Origin of the sequence: Acetobacter farinalis, assembly GCF_011516935.1 — a bacterium.
In the GTDB taxonomy this organism is placed as follows: domain Bacteria; phylum Pseudomonadota; class Alphaproteobacteria; order Acetobacterales; family Acetobacteraceae; genus Acetobacter; species Acetobacter farinalis.
In genome coordinates, this window is the sequence record NZ_WOTF01000001.1 from 548,411 (window position 1) to 570,616 (window position 22,206).

General features: G+C 60.7%; 22 protein-coding genes and 1 pseudogene. 16 read left to right on the forward strand and 7 right to left on the reverse strand.

All coding sequences use genetic code 11. The features are described from left to right. Positions 1 to 45: 45 nt before the first annotated feature. Positions 46 to 852 (reverse strand): exodeoxyribonuclease III, encoded by an 807-nt coding sequence (locus GOB82_RS02450; protein WP_166119124.1) that lies wholly within the window; start codon positions 850 to 852, stop codon positions 46 to 48. A gap of 102 nt (positions 853 to 954) precedes the next feature. On the opposite strand from GOB82_RS02450, the gene GOB82_RS02455 reads away from it, so the two are divergent. The 6 genes and pseudogenes from GOB82_RS02455 (at position 955) to GOB82_RS02480 (ending at position 6,580) form a co-directional block, all read left to right on the forward strand. Further along, entirely contained in the window at positions 955 to 2,043 is a 1,089-nt protein-coding gene (locus GOB82_RS02455) for a dipeptidase (RefSeq protein ID WP_166119127.1), read from the forward strand. Between the two features lie 267 nt (positions 2,044 to 2,310). Next, positions 2,311 to 4,224, forward strand: a complete 1,914-nt coding sequence (gene uvrC, locus GOB82_RS02460) for an excinuclease ABC subunit UvrC (RefSeq protein ID WP_166119130.1) — start codon at positions 2,311 to 2,313, stop codon at positions 4,222 to 4,224. 99 nt (positions 4,225 to 4,323) lie between these two features. After that, the gene (pgsA, locus tag GOB82_RS02465; protein ID WP_166119132.1) at positions 4,324 to 4,896 is read left to right on the forward strand and encodes a CDP-diacylglycerol--glycerol-3-phosphate 3-phosphatidyltransferase; all 573 of its coding nucleotides are present in this window, start codon (positions 4,324 to 4,326) and stop codon (positions 4,894 to 4,896) included. Positions 4,897 to 5,060: 164 nt separating this feature from the next. Continuing rightward, positions 5,061 to 5,576, forward strand: a pseudogene (locus GOB82_RS02470) (hypothetical protein); the annotation flags it as partial. A gap of 270 nt (positions 5,577 to 5,846) precedes the next feature. Continuing rightward, positions 5,847 to 6,110 (forward strand): molybdopterin converting factor subunit 1, encoded by a 264-nt coding sequence (gene moaD, locus GOB82_RS02475; protein ID WP_166119135.1) that lies wholly within the window; start codon positions 5,847 to 5,849, stop codon positions 6,108 to 6,110. 5 nt (positions 6,111 to 6,115) lie between these two features. Beyond that, positions 6,116 to 6,580, forward strand: a complete 465-nt coding sequence (locus tag GOB82_RS02480; RefSeq protein ID WP_377792076.1) for a molybdenum cofactor biosynthesis protein MoaE — start codon at positions 6,116 to 6,118, stop codon at positions 6,578 to 6,580. Between the two features lie 100 nt (positions 6,581 to 6,680). Here GOB82_RS02480 and GOB82_RS02485 read toward each other — a convergent pair whose 3' ends face one another. Beyond that, positions 6,681 to 7,934 carry an adenosylmethionine--8-amino-7-oxononanoate transaminase gene (locus GOB82_RS02485; protein WP_166119685.1) on the reverse strand — a complete coding sequence of 418 codons (1,254 nt, stop codon included), beginning with the start codon at positions 7,932 to 7,934 and terminating at the stop codon, positions 6,681 to 6,683. A gap of 147 nt (positions 7,935 to 8,081) precedes the next feature. Between GOB82_RS02485 and GOB82_RS02490 the strand changes: the two genes are divergently transcribed. Genes GOB82_RS02490 through bioD form a run of 3 tightly spaced genes read left to right on the forward strand, consistent with a single transcriptional unit; the run spans position 8,082 to position 11,379 of the window. Continuing rightward, positions 8,082 to 9,278, forward strand: coding sequence for an aminotransferase class I/II-fold pyridoxal phosphate-dependent enzyme (locus GOB82_RS02490; RefSeq protein ID WP_166119688.1), 1,197 nt, complete (start codon positions 8,082 to 8,084; stop codon positions 9,276 to 9,278). Next, positions 9,275 to 9,958 (forward strand): alpha/beta fold hydrolase, encoded by a 684-nt coding sequence (locus GOB82_RS02495; protein ID WP_242007149.1) that lies wholly within the window; start codon positions 9,275 to 9,277, stop codon positions 9,956 to 9,958. Before GOB82_RS02490 ends, GOB82_RS02495 begins: the two co-directional genes overlap by 4 nt. Continuing rightward, complete coding sequence (bioD, locus tag GOB82_RS02500; RefSeq protein ID WP_166119138.1) at positions 9,955 to 11,379, forward strand: dethiobiotin synthase; 1,425 nt, start codon at positions 9,955 to 9,957, stop codon at positions 11,377 to 11,379. Before GOB82_RS02495 ends, bioD begins: the two co-directional genes overlap by 4 nt. Here bioD and lexA read toward each other — a convergent pair. Further along, a complete protein-coding gene (gene lexA / locus GOB82_RS02505) occupies positions 11,373 to 12,038 on the reverse strand; it encodes a transcriptional repressor LexA (protein WP_166119141.1) in 666 nt (221 codons plus the stop codon). The two genes, bioD and lexA, sit on opposite strands and share 7 nt — an antisense overlap. 296 nt (positions 12,039 to 12,334) lie before the next feature. Here lexA and GOB82_RS02510 point away from each other — a divergent pair, with 296 nt between their 5' ends. Beyond that, positions 12,335 to 13,624 (forward strand): carbohydrate porin, encoded by a 1,290-nt coding sequence (locus GOB82_RS02510; RefSeq protein ID WP_166119143.1) that lies wholly within the window; start codon positions 12,335 to 12,337, stop codon positions 13,622 to 13,624. A gap of 8 nt (positions 13,625 to 13,632) precedes the next feature. Here the strand turns inward: GOB82_RS02510 and GOB82_RS02515 are convergent, their stop codons facing one another. After that, complete coding sequence (locus GOB82_RS02515; protein WP_166119145.1) at positions 13,633 to 14,832, reverse strand: molybdopterin molybdotransferase MoeA; 1,200 nt, start codon at positions 14,830 to 14,832, stop codon at positions 13,633 to 13,635. Positions 14,833 to 14,983: 151 nt separating this feature from the next. On the opposite strand from GOB82_RS02515, the gene rpmG reads away from it, so the two are divergent. Beyond that, complete coding sequence (gene rpmG / locus GOB82_RS02520) at positions 14,984 to 15,151, forward strand: 50S ribosomal protein L33 (protein WP_003623017.1); 168 nt, start codon at positions 14,984 to 14,986, stop codon at positions 15,149 to 15,151. Positions 15,152 to 15,305: 154 nt separating this feature from the next. Here rpmG and GOB82_RS02525 read toward each other — a convergent pair whose 3' ends face one another. Both GOB82_RS02525 and eno read right to left on the reverse strand, forming a co-directional pair. Beyond that, complete coding sequence (locus GOB82_RS02525) at positions 15,306 to 15,635, reverse strand: FtsB family cell division protein (protein ID WP_166119148.1); 330 nt, start codon at positions 15,633 to 15,635, stop codon at positions 15,306 to 15,308. A gap of 157 nt (positions 15,636 to 15,792) precedes the next feature. Continuing rightward, entirely contained in the window at positions 15,793 to 17,070 is a 1,278-nt protein-coding gene (gene eno / locus GOB82_RS02530; protein WP_166119150.1) for a phosphopyruvate hydratase, read from the reverse strand. 180 nt (positions 17,071 to 17,250) lie between these two features. Between eno and GOB82_RS02535 the strand changes: the two genes are divergently transcribed. From GOB82_RS02535 to GOB82_RS02555, 5 genes are all read left to right on the forward strand, one after another. Beyond that, positions 17,251 to 17,727 (forward strand): DUF3429 domain-containing protein, encoded by a 477-nt coding sequence (locus GOB82_RS02535; protein WP_166119153.1) that lies wholly within the window; start codon positions 17,251 to 17,253, stop codon positions 17,725 to 17,727. Between the two features lie 113 nt (positions 17,728 to 17,840). Continuing rightward, complete coding sequence (gene thiO, locus GOB82_RS02540) at positions 17,841 to 18,824, forward strand: glycine oxidase ThiO (protein ID WP_166119156.1); 984 nt, start codon at positions 17,841 to 17,843, stop codon at positions 18,822 to 18,824. A 95-nt stretch (positions 18,825 to 18,919) separates the two neighbouring features. Then, entirely contained in the window at positions 18,920 to 19,117 is a 198-nt protein-coding gene (thiS, locus tag GOB82_RS02545) for a sulfur carrier protein ThiS (RefSeq protein ID WP_166119159.1), read from the forward strand. Positions 19,118 to 19,123: 6 nt separating this feature from the next. Further along, positions 19,124 to 19,900 carry a thiazole synthase gene (locus GOB82_RS02550; protein ID WP_166119162.1) on the forward strand — a complete coding sequence of 259 codons (777 nt, stop codon included), beginning with the start codon at positions 19,124 to 19,126 and terminating at the stop codon, positions 19,898 to 19,900. Continuing rightward, positions 19,897 to 20,520, forward strand: a complete 624-nt coding sequence (locus tag GOB82_RS02555; protein WP_166119165.1) for a thiamine phosphate synthase — start codon at positions 19,897 to 19,899, stop codon at positions 20,518 to 20,520. Before GOB82_RS02550 ends, GOB82_RS02555 begins: the two co-directional genes overlap by 4 nt. Positions 20,521 to 20,710: 190 nt before the next feature. Here GOB82_RS02555 and GOB82_RS02560 read toward each other — a convergent pair whose 3' ends face one another. After that, positions 20,711 to 22,003 carry a GGDEF domain-containing phosphodiesterase gene (locus tag GOB82_RS02560; RefSeq protein WP_166119168.1) on the reverse strand — a complete coding sequence of 431 codons (1,293 nt, stop codon included), beginning with the start codon at positions 22,001 to 22,003 and terminating at the stop codon, positions 20,711 to 20,713. Positions 22,004 to 22,206 lie beyond the last annotated feature (203 nt).

A 22,206-nucleotide genomic window follows, 5' to 3' on the forward strand; every position in this document is an offset into this window, starting at 1 on the left:
GTGATTTGCTGAGGCTGTTCCCGCAAAGGCTGCGTCAGGCAGCCTTCAGAACTGGAAATCCACCACCACGGGCACATGGTCGGAGGGGCTGGCCCAGTCTCGTGCTTCCCGCGCGACCGTCATGCCCGAGAGGTTCGGAACCAGATCAGGCGTGACCCACACATGGTCCAGACGGCGGCCCCGGTTGGAGGCCTTCCAGTCGCGATTGCGGTAGGACCACCATGTGTACAGTTTTTCCTGCGGCGGGACAAAATGCCGCATGGCATCCACAAAGCCTGTTTCCATCCAGCGGTTCAGCCGCTCGGTTTCCGGCGGGGTGTGGCTGACAATGTTGAGCAACTGCTTGTGGCTCCACACATCATGTTCCAGCGGCGCGATATTGAGGTCTCCCACCAGAACGGCGCGCTGCGGCCTGCGGGCCTCAAACCACGCGGTTACTTCCTCAACAAACGCCAGCTTGTGCGCAAATTTCGGGTTGGCCTCCGGGTCCGGGATGTCGCCTCCGGCGGGCACGTAAAAATCATGCAGCTCCACCGGGCCTGATGGCGTGGCGAGGGTCGCGCCCACATGGCGGCAATCTTCCTTGCCATGCCAGTCCGGCAGATTATCCAGCGGGGTTATCGGGTGGCGCGAGAGAATGGCGACACCATTATAGCTCTTCATGCCCTTGTAATGCAGGTGCTCAAAGCCCAGGGCGCGCACGGCCTCTTCGGGGAAGAGCGGGTCCGGCACCTTGGTTTCCTGAAGGCAGATAACGTCCGGGGCCAGAGCGGCTGCCAGCTCTTCAAGCCGGGGCAGGCGCAGGCGGAGGGAATTGATATTCCATGTCACAAGTCGCATAGGCTGAGGCATTGCGCATCCTGGTTTGCGGGGCAAGAGAAAACCGTCACATAATGAGTGCGCACCGCAGGGTATGTGCCTTGTAATCTTTACCAGCAGGACCATTTTCCTCTCATGACGTCTTCCCCACAGGCTCGGCAGGGCCAGCCTCACTCCGTTTCCTCTCCTGAAGCTGAAGCGCTGCACCGCGCCCTGTTCACGCTGGACAGCCATATCGACATCCCCTGGCCGGATCAGGATGATGCCTTTGAGGAGACAGAGGCCCGCCGGGTTGATCTGCCCAAGATGCAGAAAGGCGGGATGTCCGCGGGTTGCTTTGTGGCCTATATCGCCCAGGCGGAGGTGAATGCGGAAAACCACGCTCAGGCGCAGGCCCAGTGTCTGGCCATGCTGGATGTGATCAACAGCATGCAGGGCACCCGGAATGGGGTGACGGCGCGCGTGTGCGCCACAGTTTCAGAAATCAATGCGGCGCATGAGGCCGGGGTTCTGGCCGTTATTCCAGCCGTGGAGAACGGCTATGCCATGGGGGATAATCCGGCTCTGCTCGCGCAGTTCCGCGCCAGAGGGACGCGGTATGTGACGTTGACCCATAATGGCCACAACGCTCTGGCGGATTCCGCCGTGCATCGCCCCAGTCTGGGGGACAAGCCGGAGACACATGGCGGGCTTTCCGCGCTGGGGCGTGAGGCGGTGCGGGAAATGAACCGGCTCGGACTGCTGGTGGATGTCTCTCATGCCTCCAGAAACACCATGATGCAGGCTGTGGCGGCGTCCGCCGTGCCGGTTGTGGCCAGCCATTCCTGCGTGCGGAGCCTGTGTGACCATCCGCGCAATCTGGATGATGGCCAGCTGGATGCGTTGAAGGAGAGCGGGGGCGTGATCCAGATTACCGCCATGCCCGCCTTCCTGAAGCCGCGTGAGGGGGATGCGCCGCGGTCTGCCGGTGTTGCCGATTTTGTGGACCATATTGACTATGTCGTGCGGCGTATTGGCCCGGAGCATGTGGGCATCTCATCTGATTTTGATGGCGGCGGCGCGCTGGCCGACTGGCAGAACGCCACGCAGGGCGTGAACCTGACGGCAGAGCTTCTGCGCCGTGGGTATGACAGGAGCGAAATTGCCGCATTCTGGGGCGGAAATTTCATGCGGTTACTTGCCAGGGCGGAAGCTGTGGCAGAACAAAGCGGGACTATTGGCTGAAAAGCACAGCGCCAGATTTTTGTGAGTTTTGTCCACTTCCTCTCTTGACAGGTCTTATTTTTAACAAACTCTCCATGGTTGGGCTGACGGCTTTGGAGTGCGGTGCATAAAATTCTTTTAAATCAATGGGTTGTTCTGTTTGGCTAAAAAATATGCAATGCGTCAGGAGTGCGGGAAATCTGCGGATTTCGGGGTGTCAAGCCCGGCTGGTCCACAGACTTATCCACAAAATCGGTGGATGAAATTCCTGCCTCGAAAGAGCGCCTGATGGCATCTGAAAACTCTTCAAACGTGCCCCCCGGCGGGGCGGAGGAGGGCACCCCCTCTGCCCCGCTGAAAGGGGTGGAGGTGATCAGGGAGGCGCTGAAAACCATGCCTCTCTCCCCGGGCGTTTACCGCATGCTGGGGGAGAAGGGAGACGTTCTCTACGTTGGCAAGGCGCTGGCGCTGAAAAAGCGGGTGGTCTCCTACACGCAGGTGAACCGCCTGCCCGAACGCCTGCGCCGGATGGTGTCTGAAACAGTCTCCATGGAGATTGTCACAACCCATACAGAGGCCGAAGCCCTGCTGCTTGAGGCCAACTACATCAAGCGCATGAAGCCGCGCTTCAACATCCTGCTGCGGGATGACAAGAGTTACCCCTGGCTGATGCTGACAGACGGTCATCCTTTCCCGCAGATCGCCAAACATCGTGGCAAACCGGTGAAAGGGGCCAGTCTGTGGGGGCCTTTTGCGTCAGCCTGGGCCGTGAACCAGACCCTCAATCTGCTGGAGCGTGTTTTTCTGCTGCGCTCCTGTGCGGATGCCGTGTTCAACAGCCGAACCCGGCCATGCCTGCTGTACCAGATCAAGCGCTGTTCCGCGCCCTGTGTGGACCGGATTGATCAGGCGTCCTACGCGACGCTGGTTGAGCAGGCGCGGGCCTTTTTGTCCGGCAAGGATCACGCCCTGCGGGAAGAGATGAGTGCGGAGATGCATCGGGCGGCTGAAGCGCTGGATTTTGAGCGTGCGGCCACCATGCGGGACCGTATCCGCGCGCTGGCGCAGATGCAGGATTCCAGTGTGGTCAATCCGGCCTCCCTCCAGAATGCCGATGTTTTCGGGATATGGCAGGAAGCCGGGCAGGCCTGCATTCAGGTCTTCTTCATCCGGGGCGGGCGCAATAACGGTAACCGGTCCTTTTTCCCGGCCCATACGCAGGAAGAGGCTCCGGGCGATATTCTGGCAGCCTTTATCGCGCAGTTTTATGATGACAAACCATGTCCTGCGCAGATTCTGGTCAATCATGATCTGCCGGAAGAAGCGCTTCTGGCCGAAGCGTTGACCTTGCGGCGTGAGCGCCGGGTGGAAATCCTGCACCCCATGCGGGGCGAGAAAAAGCAGGTGCTGGATCACGCGGTAGCCAACGCGCGGGACGCCCTGCACAGGAAGCTGGCCGAGAGTGCCGGGCAGGCCAGACTGCTGGAGGGCGTGGCGCGGGTGTTCGGGCTGGACGCCCCACCCGAGCGAATTGAAGTATATGATAACAGCCACATCATGGGCTCGCACGCCTATGGCGTGATGATTGTTGGCGGCCCGGAAGGCTTTGATCGGCGCGCTTATCGCAAGTTCCTGATCAAGGGGCCTGTAACCCCGGGGGATGACTTCGCGATGATGCGGGAAGTGCTGGAGCGCCGCTTTGGCCGCGCCTTGAAAGAAGCGGCGGAGGGGGATGTGTCAAACTGGCCGGATGTGCTGCTGATTGACGGTGGCGCAGGGCAGTATTCCGCCGTGCGCGGTGTGCTGGATGATCTGGGTGTGACGGGTGTCAAGCTGGTTGGCATTGCCAAGGGGCCGGACCGCGATGCCGGGCGGGAATGGTTCCATACCGGGGATGCCCCGCCATTTCAGCTCGAACCGCGTGATCCTGTGCTGTATTACCTGCAAAGGCTGCGGGATGAGGCGCATCGCTTTGCCATCACCACGCATCGGGCCGGGCGTTCCAAAACGCTGGTCACATCCGAACTGGATGACATTCCGGGGGTCGGGCCTGCACGGAAAAAAATGCTGCTCAACACGTTTGGCTCCGCGCGGGCCGTGAAGCAGGCAGGTCTGGCGGAGCTCGAATCGGCGCCGGGGATCAACCGGGAGACAGCGCGAGCCGTGTATGGCCATTTTCACCCGGACTGGACGCCGGGATAGCCCCCGTTTTCAGCCGTGCAGGGAACTTCTGGGTGAGTGGCTGAAAGCACCACTCAGAAACCATTTCAGCTGTGCGGGAAATAGGCTAGCATTCTACAGATGCTGACAGACCTGCCGAATGTTCTGACCATATCGCGTATCGTAGCGATCCCGATTGTGGTGCTTCTTGCCGCATGCGGCACGCCGCTAATGGATGCGATGGCGTGTCTGCTGTTTATTCTGGCCGGGGTGACCGACTATTTTGATGGCAAGCTGGCGCGGTCCCGCCATCAGTTGTCCGACTTCGGGCGGATGTTCGATTCCATTGCAGATAAACTGCTGGTGGGGGCCTGCCTGATGACACTGGCCGGGCTGGGCCGGATGCCCTATTTCACCCTGTGGCCTGCCATTATCATTCTCTGCCGGGAAATTCTTGTGTCCGGCATGCGGGAATATCTGGCCGAACGCCGGGCCAGCCTGCCGGTGACACGCCTTGCAAAATGGAAAACCGGCTTTCAGATGACGGCTATCGGCTTCCTGCTGGCCGGAGATGGCACAGGTGTACTGCTGGGGATGCCATGGCTGCATGTCGCGCTGATTGGTGCGGTTCTGCTGTGGATTGCCGCAGTGCTGACCCTCATCACCGGGTGGGATTATCTGACAACGGGGCTGCGCCACGTTAATCTCTCGTGAACTGCCGTTTTAAAATCACGCCTGCCGGATAGAGGGGCGGCAAATCCGGTCCACCGGGTTGTGTCGCCTTCGCAAACCGTTATTTAAGTTTCAGGCGGCATGCTTGGTGCCGGGGCAGGGATCTCTGATTCGCCTGCATGTGTCATGGTTAGCGGAGTCAGTTGATGCGGAAAGCCGCTCTTGTTGGTGTGTGTCTGGTTTTGAGCGGGTGCTCCGGGCTCGGGAAATTTGTATCCGATACCGCAACACTACCGGGTGCGAATCCTAACGCACCCTCCGGGGATACGCTCAACATGCGCCGGGTGCGTGGGTATTCCACTGCGGAAACCCCGCTGCTGCCCTCCGGTGGCGATATCTGGCCGGGGCCGCCCGCACCGCTGCCAACGCTCGCCGATGTGGAAAAAGAACGCTCAGGCACGGTTCTGGGTGGTAGCGCTGGTCTGGGGGGTGGACCGCTCTTGCAGGATGGTGGGGAACTCAGCGTTGGGGAGCCGGATGGCTCTTCGGATTCCATCACAGGAAAGCTGCCGGATGCGGAACCTGATGCTGCATCGCGATACGGCGCTCAGCCCGAATCTGCCTCTACCATTGAAATTCCCAATGGAGACGGCACCATAACACTCATTCACCCGGATGGGTCTGTCACAACAACACAAGCCACGAAGCCGACCACGGCTCCGGCTCCCGCCCCGACTGCGGTTCCGGCTCCAGTTCCAGCGGTAACTTCAGCCCCAGCCTCAACCCCAAACCATGTTCCGGTTTCCCCTCCGGCTCAAGCTCCTGCTCCGCAGCATTGAGCGGGGGCGTTGTGCGCGCAGGGTGGCATGCATAGAGGAGAGTGGCTGACGTGCGGCGGGCTGCGGCTACAGTGTTACGGCCACAGTGTGTGGTATGAACAGGCACGCCGCAGGTTGCCGCCTTCGGGGCATTGAAAGTTTAAGGATACGGGTATGACGCAGGACGTCACGATTTTCTATTTCGCTGCATTGCGCGAGCAGATGGGGCGGGAGAGAGAGGCTGTCAGCCTGCCTGCATCCCCCATGACGGTAGACGCCCTGATACAGGGCCTGCGCAGGCAGGACTCTGTGATGGATGAGGTTTTTGCAGCCTCTCCGCGTTTGCGGGTTGCCATCAACCAGACCCTCGCAACGTTTCAGGATACCGTGAAGCCGGGCGATGAACTGGCCTTTTTCCCTCCCATGACCGGGGGATAAGCCCCGTGCTGCATAGTCCCGAGCCGCGTGTTCTTGTTCAGGAAGACCTGTTTGATATGGGGGCGGAGATGACCCGCCTTTCCACCGGTGCGCCAGGAACAGGCGGGATCAGCGTATTTATGGGGCAGGTGCGGGGTGGGCCGGACGGGCTGGAAAGCCTTACGCTGGAGCACTATCCGGGCATGACTGAAAAGGTTCTGACTGATCTGGCGGCAAGCGCCATGGAGCGGTTCAGCCTGCTGGGGTGCACGCTTATCCATCGTGTCGGCACGCTGGCGGTGGGAGCCCCGATCGTGTTTGTGGGCACCGCCTCCGCCCACCGGGCGGAAGCTCTGGCGGGAACACATTTCCTGATAGACCGACTCAAGACCGGCGCTCCGTTCTGGAAGTGCGAACAGTATCAGGATGGACGCCGGGTCTGGGTTGAAGCGCGGGACGCGGATGATAAAGCCGCTGCCTCCTGGGATTAGCGCGTCCTGCCAGGTATCGTGAGGGCGGCTCCGCCTGTGCGTAGCGAGGCTGTCCGGTGCGCTTGCGGCATGGCCTCGGCGCACCCAGCGTGGGGGCGTGTTAGGTAGACAGAACCCGGTAAATGGCATCCGTCAGGATTCGCAGGTCTTCTGGCGGAATCGTGAAAGCCGGCGTGACGTACACGATGGAGCGGAAGGGGCGGATCCACACATTTTCCGCAATAAAGCGCTGGCGTAGGGCATCCGGGTTGGCGATTTTTTCCAGCTCCACCACGCCGATAGCGCCCAGCACGCGCACATCCTTCACGCCCGGCAGCATGCGGCAGGGTTCCAGCGCTTCCGTCAGGTGCCGGTTGATTGCGGCCACCTGCTCAAGGCGAGGCTCTGTTTCAAACAGATCCAGCGCGGCATTGGCGCTGGCGCAGGCCAGAGCGTTGGCCATAAAGGTGGGGCCGTGCATCAGGGCGTGGTCCGGCGTGTCTGAAAGAAAGGCCTCAAACACATGCGGGCGGGCCACGGTGGCGGCCAGCGCCATGGTGCCGCCTGTCAGCGCTTTGGAAAGCGTGATGATATCCGGCACAATCCCTGCCTGCTCACAGGCGAACATCGTGCCTGTGCGGCCAAAGCCGGTAAAAATCTCGTCCAGAATAAGAAGCAGGCCATAGCGGTCCGCCGCCGCCCGCAAGGTGCGCAGGACAGCGGGGGCGTGGAACAGCATACCGCCCGCGCCCTGCACCAGCGGTTCGGTGAGAATGGCTGTCAGTTCATGGGCGTGCTCATCCAGCAGCTTGAAAAAGGCGGCTTCACTCTCCTCATCCTGCGGGAGCGGGGCGATGATATGGGTGGCCAGCACATCGCCATACAGGTGGTGCATGCCTTCCTCCGGGTCACACACCGCCATGGTTGCAAGGGTATCTCCATGATATCCGCCCTTGAACGCCAGCATTTTGGTACGCTTTGGCTCGCCTGTGTTCAGCCGGTACTGAATGGCCATTTTCATGGCGACTTCCACGGCAACGGAACCGGAGTCCGTAAAGAAAACACGCTCCAGATCTCCGGGCAGCAGGGCGCTCAGGCGGCTGGCAAGCCGCAGGGCGGGCTCATGCACCATGCCGCCGAACATGACATGCGGCATGGTCTCCAGTTGTGCCTGAACGGCCGCGCGGATGTGGGGATGATTGTAGCCGTGGCAGGCTGTCCACCACGCGGCAACGCCATCCACCAGTTCCCGGCCATCGGTAAGCTGAATGCGGGCATTCTGCGTGCTTCGGGCGGCCAGAGGGGCGGGCGCTGTTTTCATCTGGCTGTAGGGTAGCCAGATATGCGGCAGGCCCTGCTGATACCAGTCGGGCATGGGGGGCGGGCTGTGCGGTGTGGCCTGTTCTGCGTGCTGAACGGTGGGGGTGCGGGGTGCTGCAGAGGGATTCCGGGGGGAAGACATTGCACGAGAACTCCTGTTGGGTGATTGACCGGCGGTCCCGGCTCCGGCACCACTCGCTTCATGACGCGGTTTGATCATCTTTTCCAGCGGGGGCTGGAGGAACTGGCCGAACAGGGGCGTCTTCGCGCGCCGCGCAGTCTTCAGCCCGCAGCCAATGGGCTGCTGGCAAAAGAAGACGGCACCGTTCTGGTTGATTTCTCCTCCAACGATTATCTCGGCCTGCGGGCGCACCCTCTGTTGCGGGAGCGTGCCCTTGCGTGGGGCGAACGGTATGGCACCGGTTCAGGCGCTTCACGGCTGGTGACAGGCACAGCACCCGGCGTGGTGGCGCTGGAAGCCCGGCTGGCGGCCCTGAAAGGGATGGAGGCCGCCTGCATTTTCTCGTCCGGCTGGCAGGCGAACGCCACTCTGGTGCCAGCCCTCGCGCAGATATCCCTTGCCGCCACGGGCGCGCCTCCTGTGCTGCTGGTGGACAGGTTGATTCATGCCAGCCTGTATCATGGGTGTGCTGCGGCGGGTGTGCGGCCGGTGCGCTACCGGCATAATGATCTGGACCATCTGGAAGACCTGCTGCGCAAGGCAGACGCGCCCGGGCTGAAAATCATCCTGACGGAAAGCGTTTTCAGCATGGATGGAGATCGGGCCGATATGGCGGCGCTGGGTGCGCTGGCCCGGTGCTACGGGGCGTTCCTGTGTGTGGATGAGGCCCATGCCACCGGCATTCTGGGGGCAGGGGGCAAGGGGCTGGCGGACGGGCAGGCAGACCTGATTATCGGCACGTTCAGCAAGGCGCTGGGCGGGATGGGCGCGTTTGTTGCATCCTCCTCCGCCGTGTGCCGCTGGCTGGTGAACAAAGGCTCGGGCTATATCTATTCCACAGCGCCTTCTCCGCTGGTGCTGGGGGCGGTGGAGGCCGCACTGGACCTGCTGCCGCATTTGGACGAGACCCGCCAGCATGTGGCCGGGCTGGCGGCCCGGTTCCGCCAGCATATGGCCCGTGCCGGGCTGGAAACGGGGCCATCTTCTACCCAGATCGTGCCCGTTGTGGTGGGGAGCGAGCAGAGAGCTCTGGCGCTCTCACGCAAGGTGGAGCAAGCAGGGTTTCTGGCCATCGCCATTCGTCCTCCAACCGTGCCCCCGGGCGCGTGCCGCCTGCGTGTGGTGCTGCACGGCACACACACGGAAGCGCAGGTGGATCAGCTTGCGCAAGGGCTATGCGCTGCCGTGGCGGAGCTTGAGGCAGAAGGGCTGTCATGACGGGCCTGCAACCGGTTTTCGTGCATGGGTGGGGGTTCGGGCCGGAGGTCTGGCGGCCCGTGCTGGAAGCGCTTGAGCAGCCTTCCTCAACCCTGTTGGATCTGGGCTACTTCGGGGCGCCACAGGCGGAAACACAGGCTCAGCACCATGCGTTGATGAAGAGCGGGCGGCCTGTGCTGCTGGTGGGCCATTCCTTCGGGTTTCTCTGGGGGCTTTCGCAGGGCGCGTGGCCGGAGGGCAGCCACTTTCTGGGGATCAATGCATTCGGGCGTTTTTCCGCGGGGGATACGTTTGTGCAAGGCGTAGCACCGCGTGTGCTGTCCCGTATGCAGGCGGGCTTGCAGCGTGATGCCGGGCAGGTGGTGAACAGTTTTCGCGCCCGGTGCGGCGCAGAACCCGCGGCCGCGCACGATCTGTGCGTGCCAGCACTGGCGGACGGGCTGAACGGGTTGATGACGCTGGATGCACGGCCTGTTTTGGCGCATCTGGCCGGGAATGTGAGGATTCTGGCGGGCGAGCAGGACCCAATTGTTAGCCCGGATATGACACGGGCTTCCCTTCCGGCCGGTGTGCCGGTTGAATGGCAGGGCGAGGGGGGCCACATGCTGCCGCTCACGCATCCGCATATCTGCGCCGGGGCTGTGCGGCGCATGATGTCTGAAACGATGGAAAAGCCATGACTGACGCCTCTTCTCACGCCCGACACGTCCGAATTCAGCAAAGTTTTGACTCCGCTGAGGCGTATGAGGCCACCGCCGTGCTGCAACGTGTGGCGGCCCGGCGTCTGTTTGAAGAGATCCAGAGACGGCTGGCAGGCCGCGTGCCGACCCGCATTCTGGAAATTGGCTGCGGCACGGGCTTTCTGACGGAGTTGCTTCACAGGGCATGGCCTCAGGCGGAGCTGGTGGCGACAGATCTGGCCCCACGCATGCTGGAGCGCGCCCGCGCGCGCGTTGGCAATACCGTGCGGTTTTATGAGATGGATGCCGCCCGCCCCGATGTTTCAGGGCCGTTTGACCTGATTTGCGGTAATCTGGTTTTTCAGTGGCTGGACGCACCACAAACAGTTTTGCGCACGCTGACTGGCCTGCTGGCTCCCGGCGGGGTGGTCGGGGTTTCAACCCTGCTGGCAGGGACATTTGAGGAATGGCAGAGGGCCTGCGCTGCGGAAGGGCTTGCGGCCGCAACACCGGAGTATCCCGCAGAGCAGGCCCTTCAGGCATGGCAGCCCGACCTGTGTTCCGGGCGCTGGGTGGCGGAACGCTGCCTCCAGTCCTTTGAGGACGGTCTGGCTTTTGTCAGGCATCTGAAAGATACGGGGGCATCTGTGCCACGGGAAGGGCGGCGGCCGTTTTCTCCGGCGCAGTTGCGGCGTGTTTTACGGCGTTTTGAAAAAGCTGGCGCTGTTGTGACCTGGAATCTGGCCTATGGCTGTTTTCAGAAGCCGCAGCGTGCCGGGGTTTTTGTGACCGGAACAGATACCGGTGTGGGAAAAACCCTGACGTCCGCCTGTCTGGTGCAGGCCTGGAAGGCGCTCTACTGGAAACCACTGCAAAGCGGCCTTGCGGATGAGGCGGGGGATACCGCAACGGTTCAGGCATTGAGCGGGTGCGCGGTGGAGGACTGCTTTGCTCCTGCTGGAGCTTATCAGGCACCGCTCTCCCCTCTGGCAGCGGCACAGGCGGAAGGGGCGGAGATTGACCCGGCAGGCCTAATTCTTCCTCTGGATCAGGCCGAGCGTCCTTTGGTGGTGGAAGGGGCTGGCGGCCTGATGGTGCCAGCCACAGAAACACTGATGATGATTGATCTGGCAGAACGTTGGGGGCTGCCGGTTGTGCTGGTTGCCCGCAGCGGGCTGGGCACCCTGAACCATACCCTTTTGAGTCTGGAGGCCCTGCGTGCGCGTGGGCTGGCTGTTGCGGGTGTGGTGTTCAGCGGGCCGCTTAATCCGGAAAACAGCCGTACAATTCAGGAAAAAGGACGGGTGCGCATTCTGGCAGCACTTCCGCAGCAGGAGAAGATTACGGCTCAGAGTGTTGTGGAGCTGAGCCGTTTGCTTCCCTCATGGCGTGATGTCTGCACACCCGTGCAGGATCAATGATACCGGCGGATCAATCCGGCCAGTTTCCCCTGAATATGCAGGCGTTCGGCTGGCACAATGCGGGTTTCATAACGCGGGTTGGCGGGCTCGAGCGCGATGGTGTTGCCCTTGCGGCGCAGGCGCTTGAGCGTGACTTCACTGTTATCAATCAGAGCGACGATAATCTGGCCATTCTCAGCATCTTCCGCACGGCGGATAATCACGTGATCTCCGTCCATGATGCCGGCGTCAATCATCGAATCTCCGGCGACTTCCAGAGCGTAGAACTCTCCTGAGCCGATCATGTCTTTCGGGATATCCAGAAACGTATCGGTTTCAGCCAGAGCTTCAATCGGCAAACCCGCGGCAATGCGGCCATAGAGCGGAATTTTCAGAGCACTGTTCTGCTGGCGTACGAAATCTCCCCGGACCACATTGGCGGGCAGGGCTTCAGACGCGGAAGCAATTTCGGGAAGGTGAATCACTTCCAGCGCGCGTGCCCGGTGATGGTGGCGGCGCAGGAAGCCGCGTTCTTCCAGTCCGGAAATCAGGCGGTGGATGCCGGACTTGGACCGCAGGCCCATGGCATCTTTCATTTCATCGAAAGAAGGAGAAAAACCCGTCTGCTTGAGGTGGGAATCAATAAAAAGCAGCAGTTTGTGCTGTTTGCGGGTCAGCATGCGGCACCTCGGAGCAGATATGTGTTTTTGTATTTATAGAAGTTTGTTCTATATAAGTTCTCTTTTTTGGTCAAGGGGTTATTCTACCAGTCCTGATGTTTTCTGCATCCTTTCCGGCGTGTGTGAAATTTGCAGCCCTGTGTCCCGGTTGCTGCCTGTGGCGGGCTCGGGCAGACTGAGGGAGCGGGTTTCATCAAAATAAACAGGATTGTCTGGAAAACGGAGTATCGCCTGTTGCTGGCGGCAATATCAAAGCATTGAAAAGAGTTTGTTTTAAAAAGATCCTATCGGCCCAGATGGCCTTTGTGGCGGCCGTTTTTCTCACCCCGTCCCGGGCCGGAGCCCAGAGTGCTTCATCTCCCCAGAGCACCAGTGAGACCTATAATTTTGACGGACGCCTGACACAGGACTGGGGCGGCGTGCGGCGTGTGCTGGCTGAGCATGGCGTGGATCTGCAGCTGACAGACCAGAACGAATTCTGGGCAGTGCCCGTGGGCGGCAGCAAGCCTTCAAACACCTATATCGCCATGACAACGGCGCAGCTTTCCCTGAACCTCGAGCATCTTGTTCATCTGCCGCTGGGCACTCTTGGCATCAGCGGCGTTGATATACGCGGGCACCCCTTCAGTAACCAGCGGCTGTATGTGTTCAATCAGGTTTCGGGCATTGAGGCCGATGTGAACCTGAGGCTCTATGAGGTATGGTATGGGCAGACATTCCTGCACAAGCGGCTCGATATGCGGGTTGGCAGGCTCGATTTCAGCCATGACTTCATGCAGAGCGACACCAGCCAGTCCTTTCTGAACGCCTCCTTCACCTGGCCCATGGTGCCGGATAACAACCTGTATGATCAGGGGCCTGCATCCCCGCTGGGCACGCCTGCCGTCAGGGCGAAATACAGGCTTTCTGGTAACTGGACGGTTCTGGCCGCTGTGGGGGATGATAACCCGATTGGTGCCAGCTTCCTGAATGACACCGACCCCTGGAACCAGAATCAGGACCCCGGCGGCCTGCGGTTTCACTTTGGCACCGGCGCGCTGATGTTTCTTGAGGCGCAGTATCATACCAACATGCTGGGCGAGAGCGGGACTTACAAGATTGGTGGATATGGCGATACAGGCCGTTTTCCCGATCAGGCAGACCCGACGGTGCGGCACCGGGGCAACTGGACATTTTATGTGGTGGCGGACCAGATTCTGGCCCGCCTTTCCGGTACCCGGACGGTGGCAGGCTTTGTGCGGGTCACATGGGCTCCGCCAACGGACAGGAACCAGATTGCGAATGCGGCGGATACCGGGATTGTGCTGAATGCGCCGTTTCAGAGAGCTGCCGACGTGCTTGGGCTGGGGTTTGGCTATGGAGAGGCCAGTCCTGTCCTGCGGCGTGCCAGACGGCAGGCAGGCCAGCCAGCGCCGCATGCCGAGTCTCATCTGGAACTGACCTATCTGGTTCAGGCTACACCCTGGCTTCAGATCCAGCCTGATATACAGGGCATGCTCTCCCCCAGTGGTGGTGTGCTGAGCATCTCAGGCCGGAAGGTGCGGGATGAGGCTGTTTTTGGCCTGCATTCCAACGTTGCGTTCTGAAGGGTCTTTTACGGCAGGCGCAGAATGCGGCAGGGCGTTCCTGCTTTTTCTGCGGGTGCGAAAGGGGCCCGGAGCAGCAGGGCCTGACTTTGCGCAAAAATATTCAACTGGGCTGAGTCCTGTGAGCTGAACGGTGTTACCAGCGGCGGGTGCCCGTTGCTCTGTGGTGTCAGGCGGCAGCGCATAAAATCCAGCCGCTGGTCATTTTCCCCCACATCCGCCCCCAGCAGGGCGGGTTCCGTCTCCATCTCTTCCGGCACCGTCTGGCCGAGCAGTTTGCGCAGGGCAGGGGCCACGAAGATGAGGCTGCACACCAGTGCTGCCACGGGGTTGCCCGGCAGGCCAAGAACCGGTGTGTGGCCAAGCTGGCCGAACATGAGCGGCTTGCCGGGGCGCATGGCAATTTTCCAGAAATCCAGCGTGAGCCCGTGAGCCTCCAGAGTGCTGCGGACGCGGTCATACGTGCCCACGCTGGCCCCGCCGATTGTCACCAGCATATCCAGTGTGTGCGTCTGCGCGATGGCGGCGGAGAGTGAGTCGGCATTATCCTGCGCGAGAGGCAGCAGGATGGCCTCTGCGCCCAGAGACTGAAGCAGGGCGATGATCATGAACGCGCCGGAATTCACGATGGAGTCCGCACTGGCCGGGTCACCCGGCAGAACAATTTCATCCCCCGTAGCCAGAACACCAATGCGCGGGCGGCGCGAGACAGGCAGCCAGATGTGCCCCCCGGCGGCGGCCAGCCCGATATCGCGCGGGCCGAGCAGCCTGCCCGCGGGCAGAAGGGTATCACCCGTATGGAAGTCCTGCCCGGCATGGCGGATAAACTGGCCCTGACGCCCGGCGCTGAGAAGGGTTGCGCTCTCACCCTCCCGGCGCACGTTTTCCTGAATCATGACCATATCGGCCCCGGCAGGGATCTGGCTGCCGGTAAACAGCCTGAGGCAGGTGCCGCGTTCTACAGTCTGGCTGGAAGGGTGGCCTGCGGGGGCTTCCCCGATAATGCGCAGCACAGCACCTTCCCGCGCGTCTTCCGCCTTCAGGGCGTACCCATCCATGGAGGAGACGGAAACCGGGGGATTGGAGAGGCGGGCGGAGAGCGGAGAGGCCAGTACACGGCCGCATCCATTGGCCAGAGAAACGGTTTCCAGACCACAGGGTGAGATTTTTTCAAGGATTCGGGCGCGCGCAATAGCCACATCCAGCATGTTTTTTTACTCCTTTCGGCTATTCCCACGCCAGAATGATGCAAGAATGCTTGACGTTTGGCTCTTGTATGCGCATTTTGCCGGCACTTGAACACCACCCGAACACGTGCAGGAGCGTTGCCGGGTTTAACGATGCTCTGCTGAGGACGCTATGGCCAAGACCAATGTTATCAAAATCCGTCTCGTTTCCACGGCGGACACCGGTTACTTCTACGTCACCAAGAAGAACGCTCGCGCGCACACCGGCAAGATGGAACTGAAGAAGTACGATCCCGTTGCCCGCAAGCACGTCGTGTTCCGCGAAGCAAAGATCAAATAATCTTTTCCGTTCTGGAGAAGATCAAAAAGGCGGCTCCTCAGGGAGCCGCTTTTTTTATGCGCATTTTCCAAAGAAAAACCCCGCCAGAGAGTTCTGCGGGGTTCAGGAACGGTCGGATCAGGGAGAGACGTGCAGGCTGAAGCGGAGAACGGCTTCAGTAAAGCGGGTCCCGCCGGTCATACGGCACCACGATATCATTTTTGTCGGCCAGATTGAGCATGGCGCGGGCGCGCTCATCCAGCGTGTCATTATCCAGAGACTGCTCCCGCAGGCCATTCACGCGCCGGCGCCAGGCAATCTGCTCGGCTGTGGCGTCCTGCTGGGCCTGCTTTGCCTGATCAAGCAGCACGAGCTGGCTCTGATAGGCCTTGATACCGTGGTCACCCTGCGTGGCGTTCCAGCCGAAATAGGCCGCAATGCCCAGAAAAACGGTGGGCGGAACAGTGGCGCGCACTACACGCCGGATAAAGCGGCCAATCTTCACGGTCTCAGCGTCCCTTTGCCTCGGAAAATATGATCCTGTTCATAACTGTATGTCTAAACCATGAATATCTGCACAGGAAAGCTTTTCGGGTATAAAAAAAGCCGTGCTCCGAAGAACACGGCTTTTGTGATGCAGGGTGTGCCCGCGGGCCTGTAGATCAGCTTTTCAGAATCGTCCGGCCTGCATACTGGGCTGCCGTTGCGAGTTCCTGCTCGATACGGATGAGCTGGTTGTATTTTGCCGTTCTGTCAGAACGGGAGAGAGAGCCCGTCTTGATCTGGCCGCAGTTGGTGGCAACAGCCAGATCGGCAATGATGGCATCTTCCGTCTCACCGGAACGATGGCTCATGACCGCAGTGTAGCCCGCCTGCTGGGCAATCTGGACGGCCTGCAGTGTTTCTGTCAGCGTGCCGATCTGGTTGACCTTGACCAGCAGGGAGTTGCCCACACCGGCCTTGATGCCGCGGCGCAGGCGCTCAGGGTTGGTCACGAACAGATCGTCCCCGACAAGCTGGATTTTCTTGCCCAGTGTCTGCGTCAGCAGGCTCCAGCCTTCCCAGTCATCTTCCGCCAGACCATCTTCAATGGAGACAATCGGGTAACGGTTGGTGAGGTCTGCCAGCCAGCTGACCATTTCACCCGAATCAAGCGTCTTGCCTTCGCCTTTCATGATGTATTTGCCATCACGGAAGAACTCGGTGGAGGCGCAATCCAGCGCGAAGGTGACATCCTCACCCGGACGGTAGCCTGCGGCTTCCACTGCACGGGTGATAAAGCCCAGCGCTTCATCAGCTGATTTCAGGGCAGGGGCGAATCCGCCTTCATCCCCAACGTTCGTGTTGTGGCCCGCGGCATGAAGGGCCTTCTTGAGCTGCGCGAAAATTTCCGCACCCCAGCGGATGGCGTCGGAAACCGTTGGCGCACCCACCGGCTGGATCATGAATTCCTGAATATCAATGGGGTTATCGGCATGTTCGCCGCCATTGATGATGTTCATCATGGGCACAGGCAGGATGTGGGCGAACACACCGCCCACATAGCGGTAGAGAGGCACTTCAAGTTCGGCCGCCGTAGCTTTTGCAACTGCCAGAGACACGCCCAGAATGGCGTTGGCCCCCATGCGGCTCTTATTCGGCGTGCCGTCCAGATCGATCATCGCATTGTCGATATCAATCTGGTCGGACGATTCCGCGCCCTGCAGGGTGGGCAGAATTTCATTTTCAATATTTTCAATGGCCTGCAGAACGCCCTTGCCGCCGTAGCGCTTGGGGTCCTTGTCGCGCAGTTCGACGGCTTCATGCGCGCCGGTGGAGGCGCCGGAGGGGACAGCAGCCCGCCCTTTTGCGCCTGAGGCCAGCTCAACATCCACTTCAACGGCCGGGTTGCCGCGGCTGTCAAGAATTTCACGCGCGATGATATCGACGATGGCACTCATAATTTTCATTCCCGTTTCAGGCGCAGGCGACTTGTCTGCTCCGGATGCGTTGTTTTTCTTTTTGATGCAACGAAACGCGGCAGCGCATGTTCCGCTGGAGTTGCTAGTGGCCTCCTGTTCGGCTTTTCTGTCAACCAGTTCAGGCCCTGAAATTGTGCAGAGGAGGCACGCCGGACACTTATGAAAAGACTTCCTTTTGTGGCTGTGGTGCTGGCACTGGCGGGGCTGCTGCCGTTTCTCCTCTGTGCATGCGGAATTGTGTTTTATGCATCCGGTGTGCCCATCCCGAATCTGATGATGGCTTTTGTTTCCTATGGTGCGGTCTCTCTGGCCTTTTTCGGGGCGGTGCACTGGGGGCTGGCGCTTGAGCCTGCGCCCGTGATCATCACCAGCGGGGCGGACCGGCTGAACCTTATCCGGATTGCGCTGGGCGTTGTGCCCGCTTTTGTGGGGTGGGTTGCCGCCTGCATGGCGTTTGCGTGGGCTCCTGTGGTCGGCGTTGCGATTCTGGCCGTGGCGGTGCCGCTGCTGGCGCTGGTGGAGCGGCAGGGCTGGCGCATGGGAGCATTGCCCAGCGGGTATATGGGCCTGCGGTGGATTATCACCGCGGTTACGGAGGCCTGCCTGCTGGTGGTGCTTATGGCGCGCCTGTTCTAGACAGATCAGGAATGCGAGACGAGGCGCGCGGACCTCTGTCTCCTGTTGTTGTGTTGTTATAACATGAAAATCCGAACGGGCAGTCCGGATGGACGTGGAAGGATTGAAAGACCATGCACAGCACTCCGCGCATTCTGGTGAAAGGGGCCGGTGTGGCCGGTGTGACCACGGCGGTCACGCTGGCGGAGCGCGGCGGGCAGGTGACACTTTACGAGTGCGCCGGGCGGATTGGCGCCGGGGCCTCATGGATGGCGGGCGGTATGCTGGCCCCGTGGTGTGAAGCAGAATCTGCTCCTGCGGAGGTCACGGCGCAGTCTGTTGACTCAGTGGACTGGTGGGAAGCGCATGTGCCCGATGTTGTGCGGGCGGGCAGCCTGGTGCTGGCCCCCCCGCGTGATGTGGGGGAAATCGCCCGGTTCGGGCGGCGCACATCCCATTTTGAAACACTGGGTTCCGAAGAGATTGCCAGGCTGGAGCCCGATCTGGCCGGGCGCTTTCACAAGGCCCTGTTTTTTGCCGAGGAAGGGCATGTAGACCCGCGCAAGGCTCTTCTTGCCCTGCGGAAGAGTCTGGAGGCCATGGGCGGGACTGTCCTGCTGGACAGTGCCCATGCACCGGATGAAACACAGTTTGACTGGGTGGTGGACTGCACCGGCCTGAACGCGCGCGCGGCCCTCAGCACGCTGCGCGGCGTGCGCGGAGAGATGCTTCTGTTGCGCTGCCCGGATGTGGAACTGCATCGCCCTGTGCGCATGCTGCATCCGCGCATTCCCATTTACATCGTGCCACGGGCTGACCATGTGTTCATGGTGGGAGCCACCATGATTGAAAGCGAGAATGCGGGCGGGATGACCGTGCGCTCCATGACCGAACTGCTCAATGCGGTGTGGGTGCTGCATCCGGGCTTTGGGGAAGCGGAAATTCTGGAAATGGGAACCGGGCTGCGGCCCTCCTACCCGGATAACATGCCGCTGGTGGTGCGGGATGGACGGCATATTTATGTAAACGGTATGTATCGCCACGGGTTTTTGCTCTCTCCCGCCCGCGCGCGGGAGGCAGCGGATATGATTTTTGGCGCACAGGACAAGGCCGCATGAGGCTGCTGTTCCAGAAGCGGGGCATGCGCGGCAAGCGGGCTGAGCCGTTCGGCGGACATGGCGCAGCCGCAGAAGAGTGAAGGGGAAACGCCCATATGCAGATCATGGTCAATGATGAAGCTCATGAGGTGTCAGCCAGAACGCTGGCGGCCTTGATTGATGAGCTGGGCTATAGCGGAGCGCGGATTGCCACGGCTCTGAACGGCCGCTTTGTGCCGGTCACGCAGCGCGCCGAGACTCTCCTGCCGGATGGGGCGCAGGTTGAAATTGTTGCTCCCATGCAGGGAGGGTGAGCACGCATGACAAAATCCTTTTACGGCACCACGCTTTCCTCTCCGCTTATGTTGGGAACGGCGCAGTATCCTTCTCCGGATATTCTGAGGGACGCGGTGAAGGCCGCGCAGCCGGGCGTTGTGACGGTCTCTCTGCGGCGTGAGTCTGCCGGGGAGCGGGCTGGGCAGGCTTTCTGGGATCTGATTCAGGAACTGGGCGTGCCGGTTCTGCCCAACACAGCCGGGTGCCACACCGTGAAGGAAGCCGTCACCACGGCGCATATGGCGCGTGAGGTGTTCGGCACGGAGTGGATCAAGCTGGAAGTGATCGGGGAACTGGATACGCTTCAGCCAGATGTGTTCGGGCTGGTGGAAGCCGCCCGGGTGCTGGCGGAAGATGGGTTCAAGGTCTTTCCCTACACCACGGAAGATCTGGTGGTGGCGGAACGGCTTCTGGCTGCCGGGTGTGAGGTGCTGATGCCATGGGGCGCGCCCATTGGGTCAGGCAAGGGCCTGAACAATGTGTTCGGGCTCCGCGCCCTGCGTGCGCATTTTCCGGATGTGCCGCTGGTGGTGGATGCGGGCATTGGCGTGCCCTCTCACGCGGCGCAGGCGCTGGAGTTGGGGTATGACGCCGTTCTGCTCAACACAGCCGTGGCCAAGGCGGGAGATCCCGCCCGGATGGCCGAGGCATTCCGCCTTGCCGTGCAGGCGGGGGCGCTTGCCCGCACGGCAGACCCCATGGAAGAGCGTGATATGGCTGTTCCTTCAACCCCTGTTGCCGGAAAGGCCATGCTGGCATGACATCCCTCCCGCAGAAAATTTATCCTGTTGTTGATACCGCCCGATGGGTGGACCGGCTGGGGGGAGCGGGTGCCCGCTTCATCCAGCTTCGTATCAAGGACCTTCCGCATGACGCGCTTCTTGCGGAAATCCGTGCGGCACATGCTTTTGCAAAAACGCACGGCGTGTGTCTGGTGCTGAATGATTACTGGCAGATCGCTCTGGACGAAGGGATTGGGTATCTTCATCTCGGGCAGGAAGATCTGGATACGGCGGACCTCGGGGCAATTCGCAAGGCGGGTATCCGGCTGGGGCTGAGCACGCACAGCCATGAAGAGCTGGACAGGGCGCTTGCCTGCAAGCCGGATTACGTAGCGCTTGGCCCCGTCTGGCCCACGCGCCTGAAAAAAATGCCGTTCGGCCCGCAGGGAACAGAACGGCTGACAGAGTGGAAAACCCTGATTGGTGATCTGCCTCTGGTGGCGATTGGCGGCATTACACTGGACCGCCTGCGCCCGTGTCTGGAGGCCGGGGCGGACAGTGTTGCCGCCGTTTCTGCTTTCACACAGCATGCAGACCCGGAAGGGCAGGTCAAAGCCTGGCTGGCCGAGGCCGGAGAGACTGCGGAACAACCCGGCTGAGGCGCGGGTCAGGCTCGGGATCGGCCTGACTGAGACGGGCCAGCCTAGAAGAGCACCAGACTGAAGTGCATCAGACTGGGATGAGCCAGACCGGGGGCGGGCTGGAGCGAGCCAGACTGGAGCACTCCAGTCTGGGCCGAGCCGGACCTCAGGGCGGACCTGAACTCCGGCAGGCTCTCTGGCGTGGGCTCTAGCAGGTTTCGATGGACGGTCCTGCCACCTTGCCCTGAATTTCCTGACAGCCATTGACGGCGAGAAACGCAAACTGTTCCTGCGTTTCAACGCCGGTGGCGCAGCACCGCATGTCCAGAGAGGACACGAGATGCAGAATGGCTCTCAGGAGCGCCTGCGCCCGCCAGTCTTCAAGAATGTTGTGCGTGAAGGTGCTGTCCAGCTTGATCTGGTCAAAAGGATAATGCTTGAGGCGTTCCAGAGAAGAATAGCCCATTCCGAAATTATCCAGCGCCAGCCGCACCCCCATGGCGCGGATACGGGCCAGTTCCTTGCGGGCAATTTCGGGGGCTGAAAAGAAGGAGCGCTCGGACAATTCCAGCTGCAGGCGCTGGGCAGGGAATCCGGTTTCCGCAAGCAGCTTGCGCAGGGTTTCGGAAAGCCGTTCATGGCTCAGCCACAGCGGAGAGATGCTGACGCTGACTCCCAGCGGCTGCGACCATGTCAGCGCCTGAAGGCAGGCATTTTTCAGGGTCCAGATATTCAGGGTTTCAATCAGCCCCAGCCGTGTGGCCTGACGCAGGTTTACGGGAGTAGTGCGGTGCTCGTGCCGGTGCTCGGGGCGGATCCAGAGCGGTCTGGCTTCAAAGCCGATAATCCGTTCACTCGTGCTTTCCATAACAGGCAGAAACTCCAGGTGAAGGTCTGCCCGTGTTATGGCGCGGCGCAGGGCGTGATCCTGCGTAATATGGTCGCTGTAAGATTCGGTGCTGTCAGCCGAGGCTTCCTGATACGAAACGCCCTTGCTGTGTGCCTCGAACAAGGCGGCGTTCGCAGCGGTGATCAGCGCGCTGGCGGTGGTCCCATCCTGAGGGAAAACCGCAGCGCCTGTCACGGCCTCTGCCAGGATGGGGCTCTCCTCAATCTCAACGGTGCGGGACAGGGCTTCTTCCGCATTCGCAACAAGCTCGGCCAGCGTTTCCCCATTGGGATCAGCCTGCAGGACAAGTGCCAGTTGCGTTGGAGAAATGCAGAAACTGTGGAGTGTTTGCGGCAAGGCCTTGTGCAGGCGCTCCAGAATCTGTCGGGTTAAGGAACTGGCGGCCAGCCAGTCTGTTTCAATCTCTGTAGAAGAGCCGTGGAGCAGAGCAATACGCAGGAGTGCCACGGAGGCGTCTTGCGGTGCCTGCATGACACCTTCGAGTGTCTGGGTCAGGGCGCATTCCAGAGCCTGCCACCCTGAGGAGCACCCGGGTAGAGTGTCCGCCTCGGGCTTTTGACCGTGCGAGGTGGACTGGTCTGAAAGATGCATACGGAAAACTATCCTTGCTGGTTCAGAAAAATGCCGGACGAAATGCTTTATCTTTCGTCTTTAAAGGAGGGGTATTTAATTTAAAATAAAAATGTAAAAAATAAGACAACAGTATTTTATTTTAGACATTTAAAAAATAACATTAATTTCCAAGGATTTGATTGTTGATGACGCGGATAGAATGAGCAGTGCGAGAGAGCGGA

Excerpts from the sequence above, each read along its gene's own strand:
- GOB82_RS02550 (WP_166119162.1), top strand. The coding sequence starts at position 19,124 with ATGACAAAATCCTTTTACGGCACCACGCTTTCCTCTCCGCTTATGTTG.
- GOB82_RS02450 (WP_166119124.1), bottom strand. The coding sequence starts at position 852 with ATGCCTCAGCCTATGCGACTTGTGACATGGAATATCAATTCCCTCCGC.
- GOB82_RS02485 (WP_166119685.1), bottom strand. The coding sequence starts at position 7,934 with ATGCCCGACTGGTATCAGCAGGGCCTGCCGCATATCTGGCTACCCTAC.
- GOB82_RS02490 (WP_166119688.1), top strand. The coding sequence starts at position 8,082 with ATGACGCGGTTTGATCATCTTTTCCAGCGGGGGCTGGAGGAACTGGCC.
- uvrC (WP_166119130.1), top strand. The coding sequence starts at position 2,311 with ATGGCATCTGAAAACTCTTCAAACGTGCCCCCCGGCGGGGCGGAGGAG.
- bioD (WP_166119138.1), top strand. The coding sequence starts at position 9,955 with ATGACTGACGCCTCTTCTCACGCCCGACACGTCCGAATTCAGCAAAGT.
- moaD (WP_166119135.1), top strand. The coding sequence starts at position 5,847 with ATGACGCAGGACGTCACGATTTTCTATTTCGCTGCATTGCGCGAGCAG.
- lexA (WP_166119141.1), bottom strand. The coding sequence starts at position 12,038 with ATGCTGACCCGCAAACAGCACAAACTGCTGCTTTTTATTGATTCCCAC.
- thiS (WP_166119159.1), top strand. The coding sequence starts at position 18,920 with ATGCAGATCATGGTCAATGATGAAGCTCATGAGGTGTCAGCCAGAACG.
- GOB82_RS02510 (WP_166119143.1), top strand. The coding sequence starts at position 12,335 with ATGGCCTTTGTGGCGGCCGTTTTTCTCACCCCGTCCCGGGCCGGAGCC.
- GOB82_RS02535 (WP_166119153.1), top strand. The coding sequence starts at position 17,251 with ATGAAAAGACTTCCTTTTGTGGCTGTGGTGCTGGCACTGGCGGGGCTG.
- pgsA (WP_166119132.1), top strand. The coding sequence starts at position 4,324 with ATGCTGACAGACCTGCCGAATGTTCTGACCATATCGCGTATCGTAGCG.
- GOB82_RS02515 (WP_166119145.1), bottom strand. The coding sequence starts at position 14,832 with ATGCTGGATGTGGCTATTGCGCGCGCCCGAATCCTTGAAAAAATCTCA.
- GOB82_RS02495 (WP_242007149.1), top strand. The coding sequence starts at position 9,275 with ATGACGGGCCTGCAACCGGTTTTCGTGCATGGGTGGGGGTTCGGGCCG.
- GOB82_RS02555 (WP_166119165.1), top strand. The coding sequence starts at position 19,897 with ATGACATCCCTCCCGCAGAAAATTTATCCTGTTGTTGATACCGCCCGA.
- eno (WP_166119150.1), bottom strand. The coding sequence starts at position 17,070 with ATGAGTGCCATCGTCGATATCATCGCGCGTGAAATTCTTGACAGCCGC.
- GOB82_RS02455 (WP_166119127.1), top strand. The coding sequence starts at position 955 with ATGACGTCTTCCCCACAGGCTCGGCAGGGCCAGCCTCACTCCGTTTCC.
- thiO (WP_166119156.1), top strand. The coding sequence starts at position 17,841 with ATGCACAGCACTCCGCGCATTCTGGTGAAAGGGGCCGGTGTGGCCGGT.
- rpmG (WP_003623017.1), top strand. The coding sequence starts at position 14,984 with ATGGCCAAGACCAATGTTATCAAAATCCGTCTCGTTTCCACGGCGGAC.
- GOB82_RS02560 (WP_166119168.1), bottom strand. The coding sequence starts at position 22,003 with ATGCATCTTTCAGACCAGTCCACCTCGCACGGTCAAAAGCCCGAGGCG.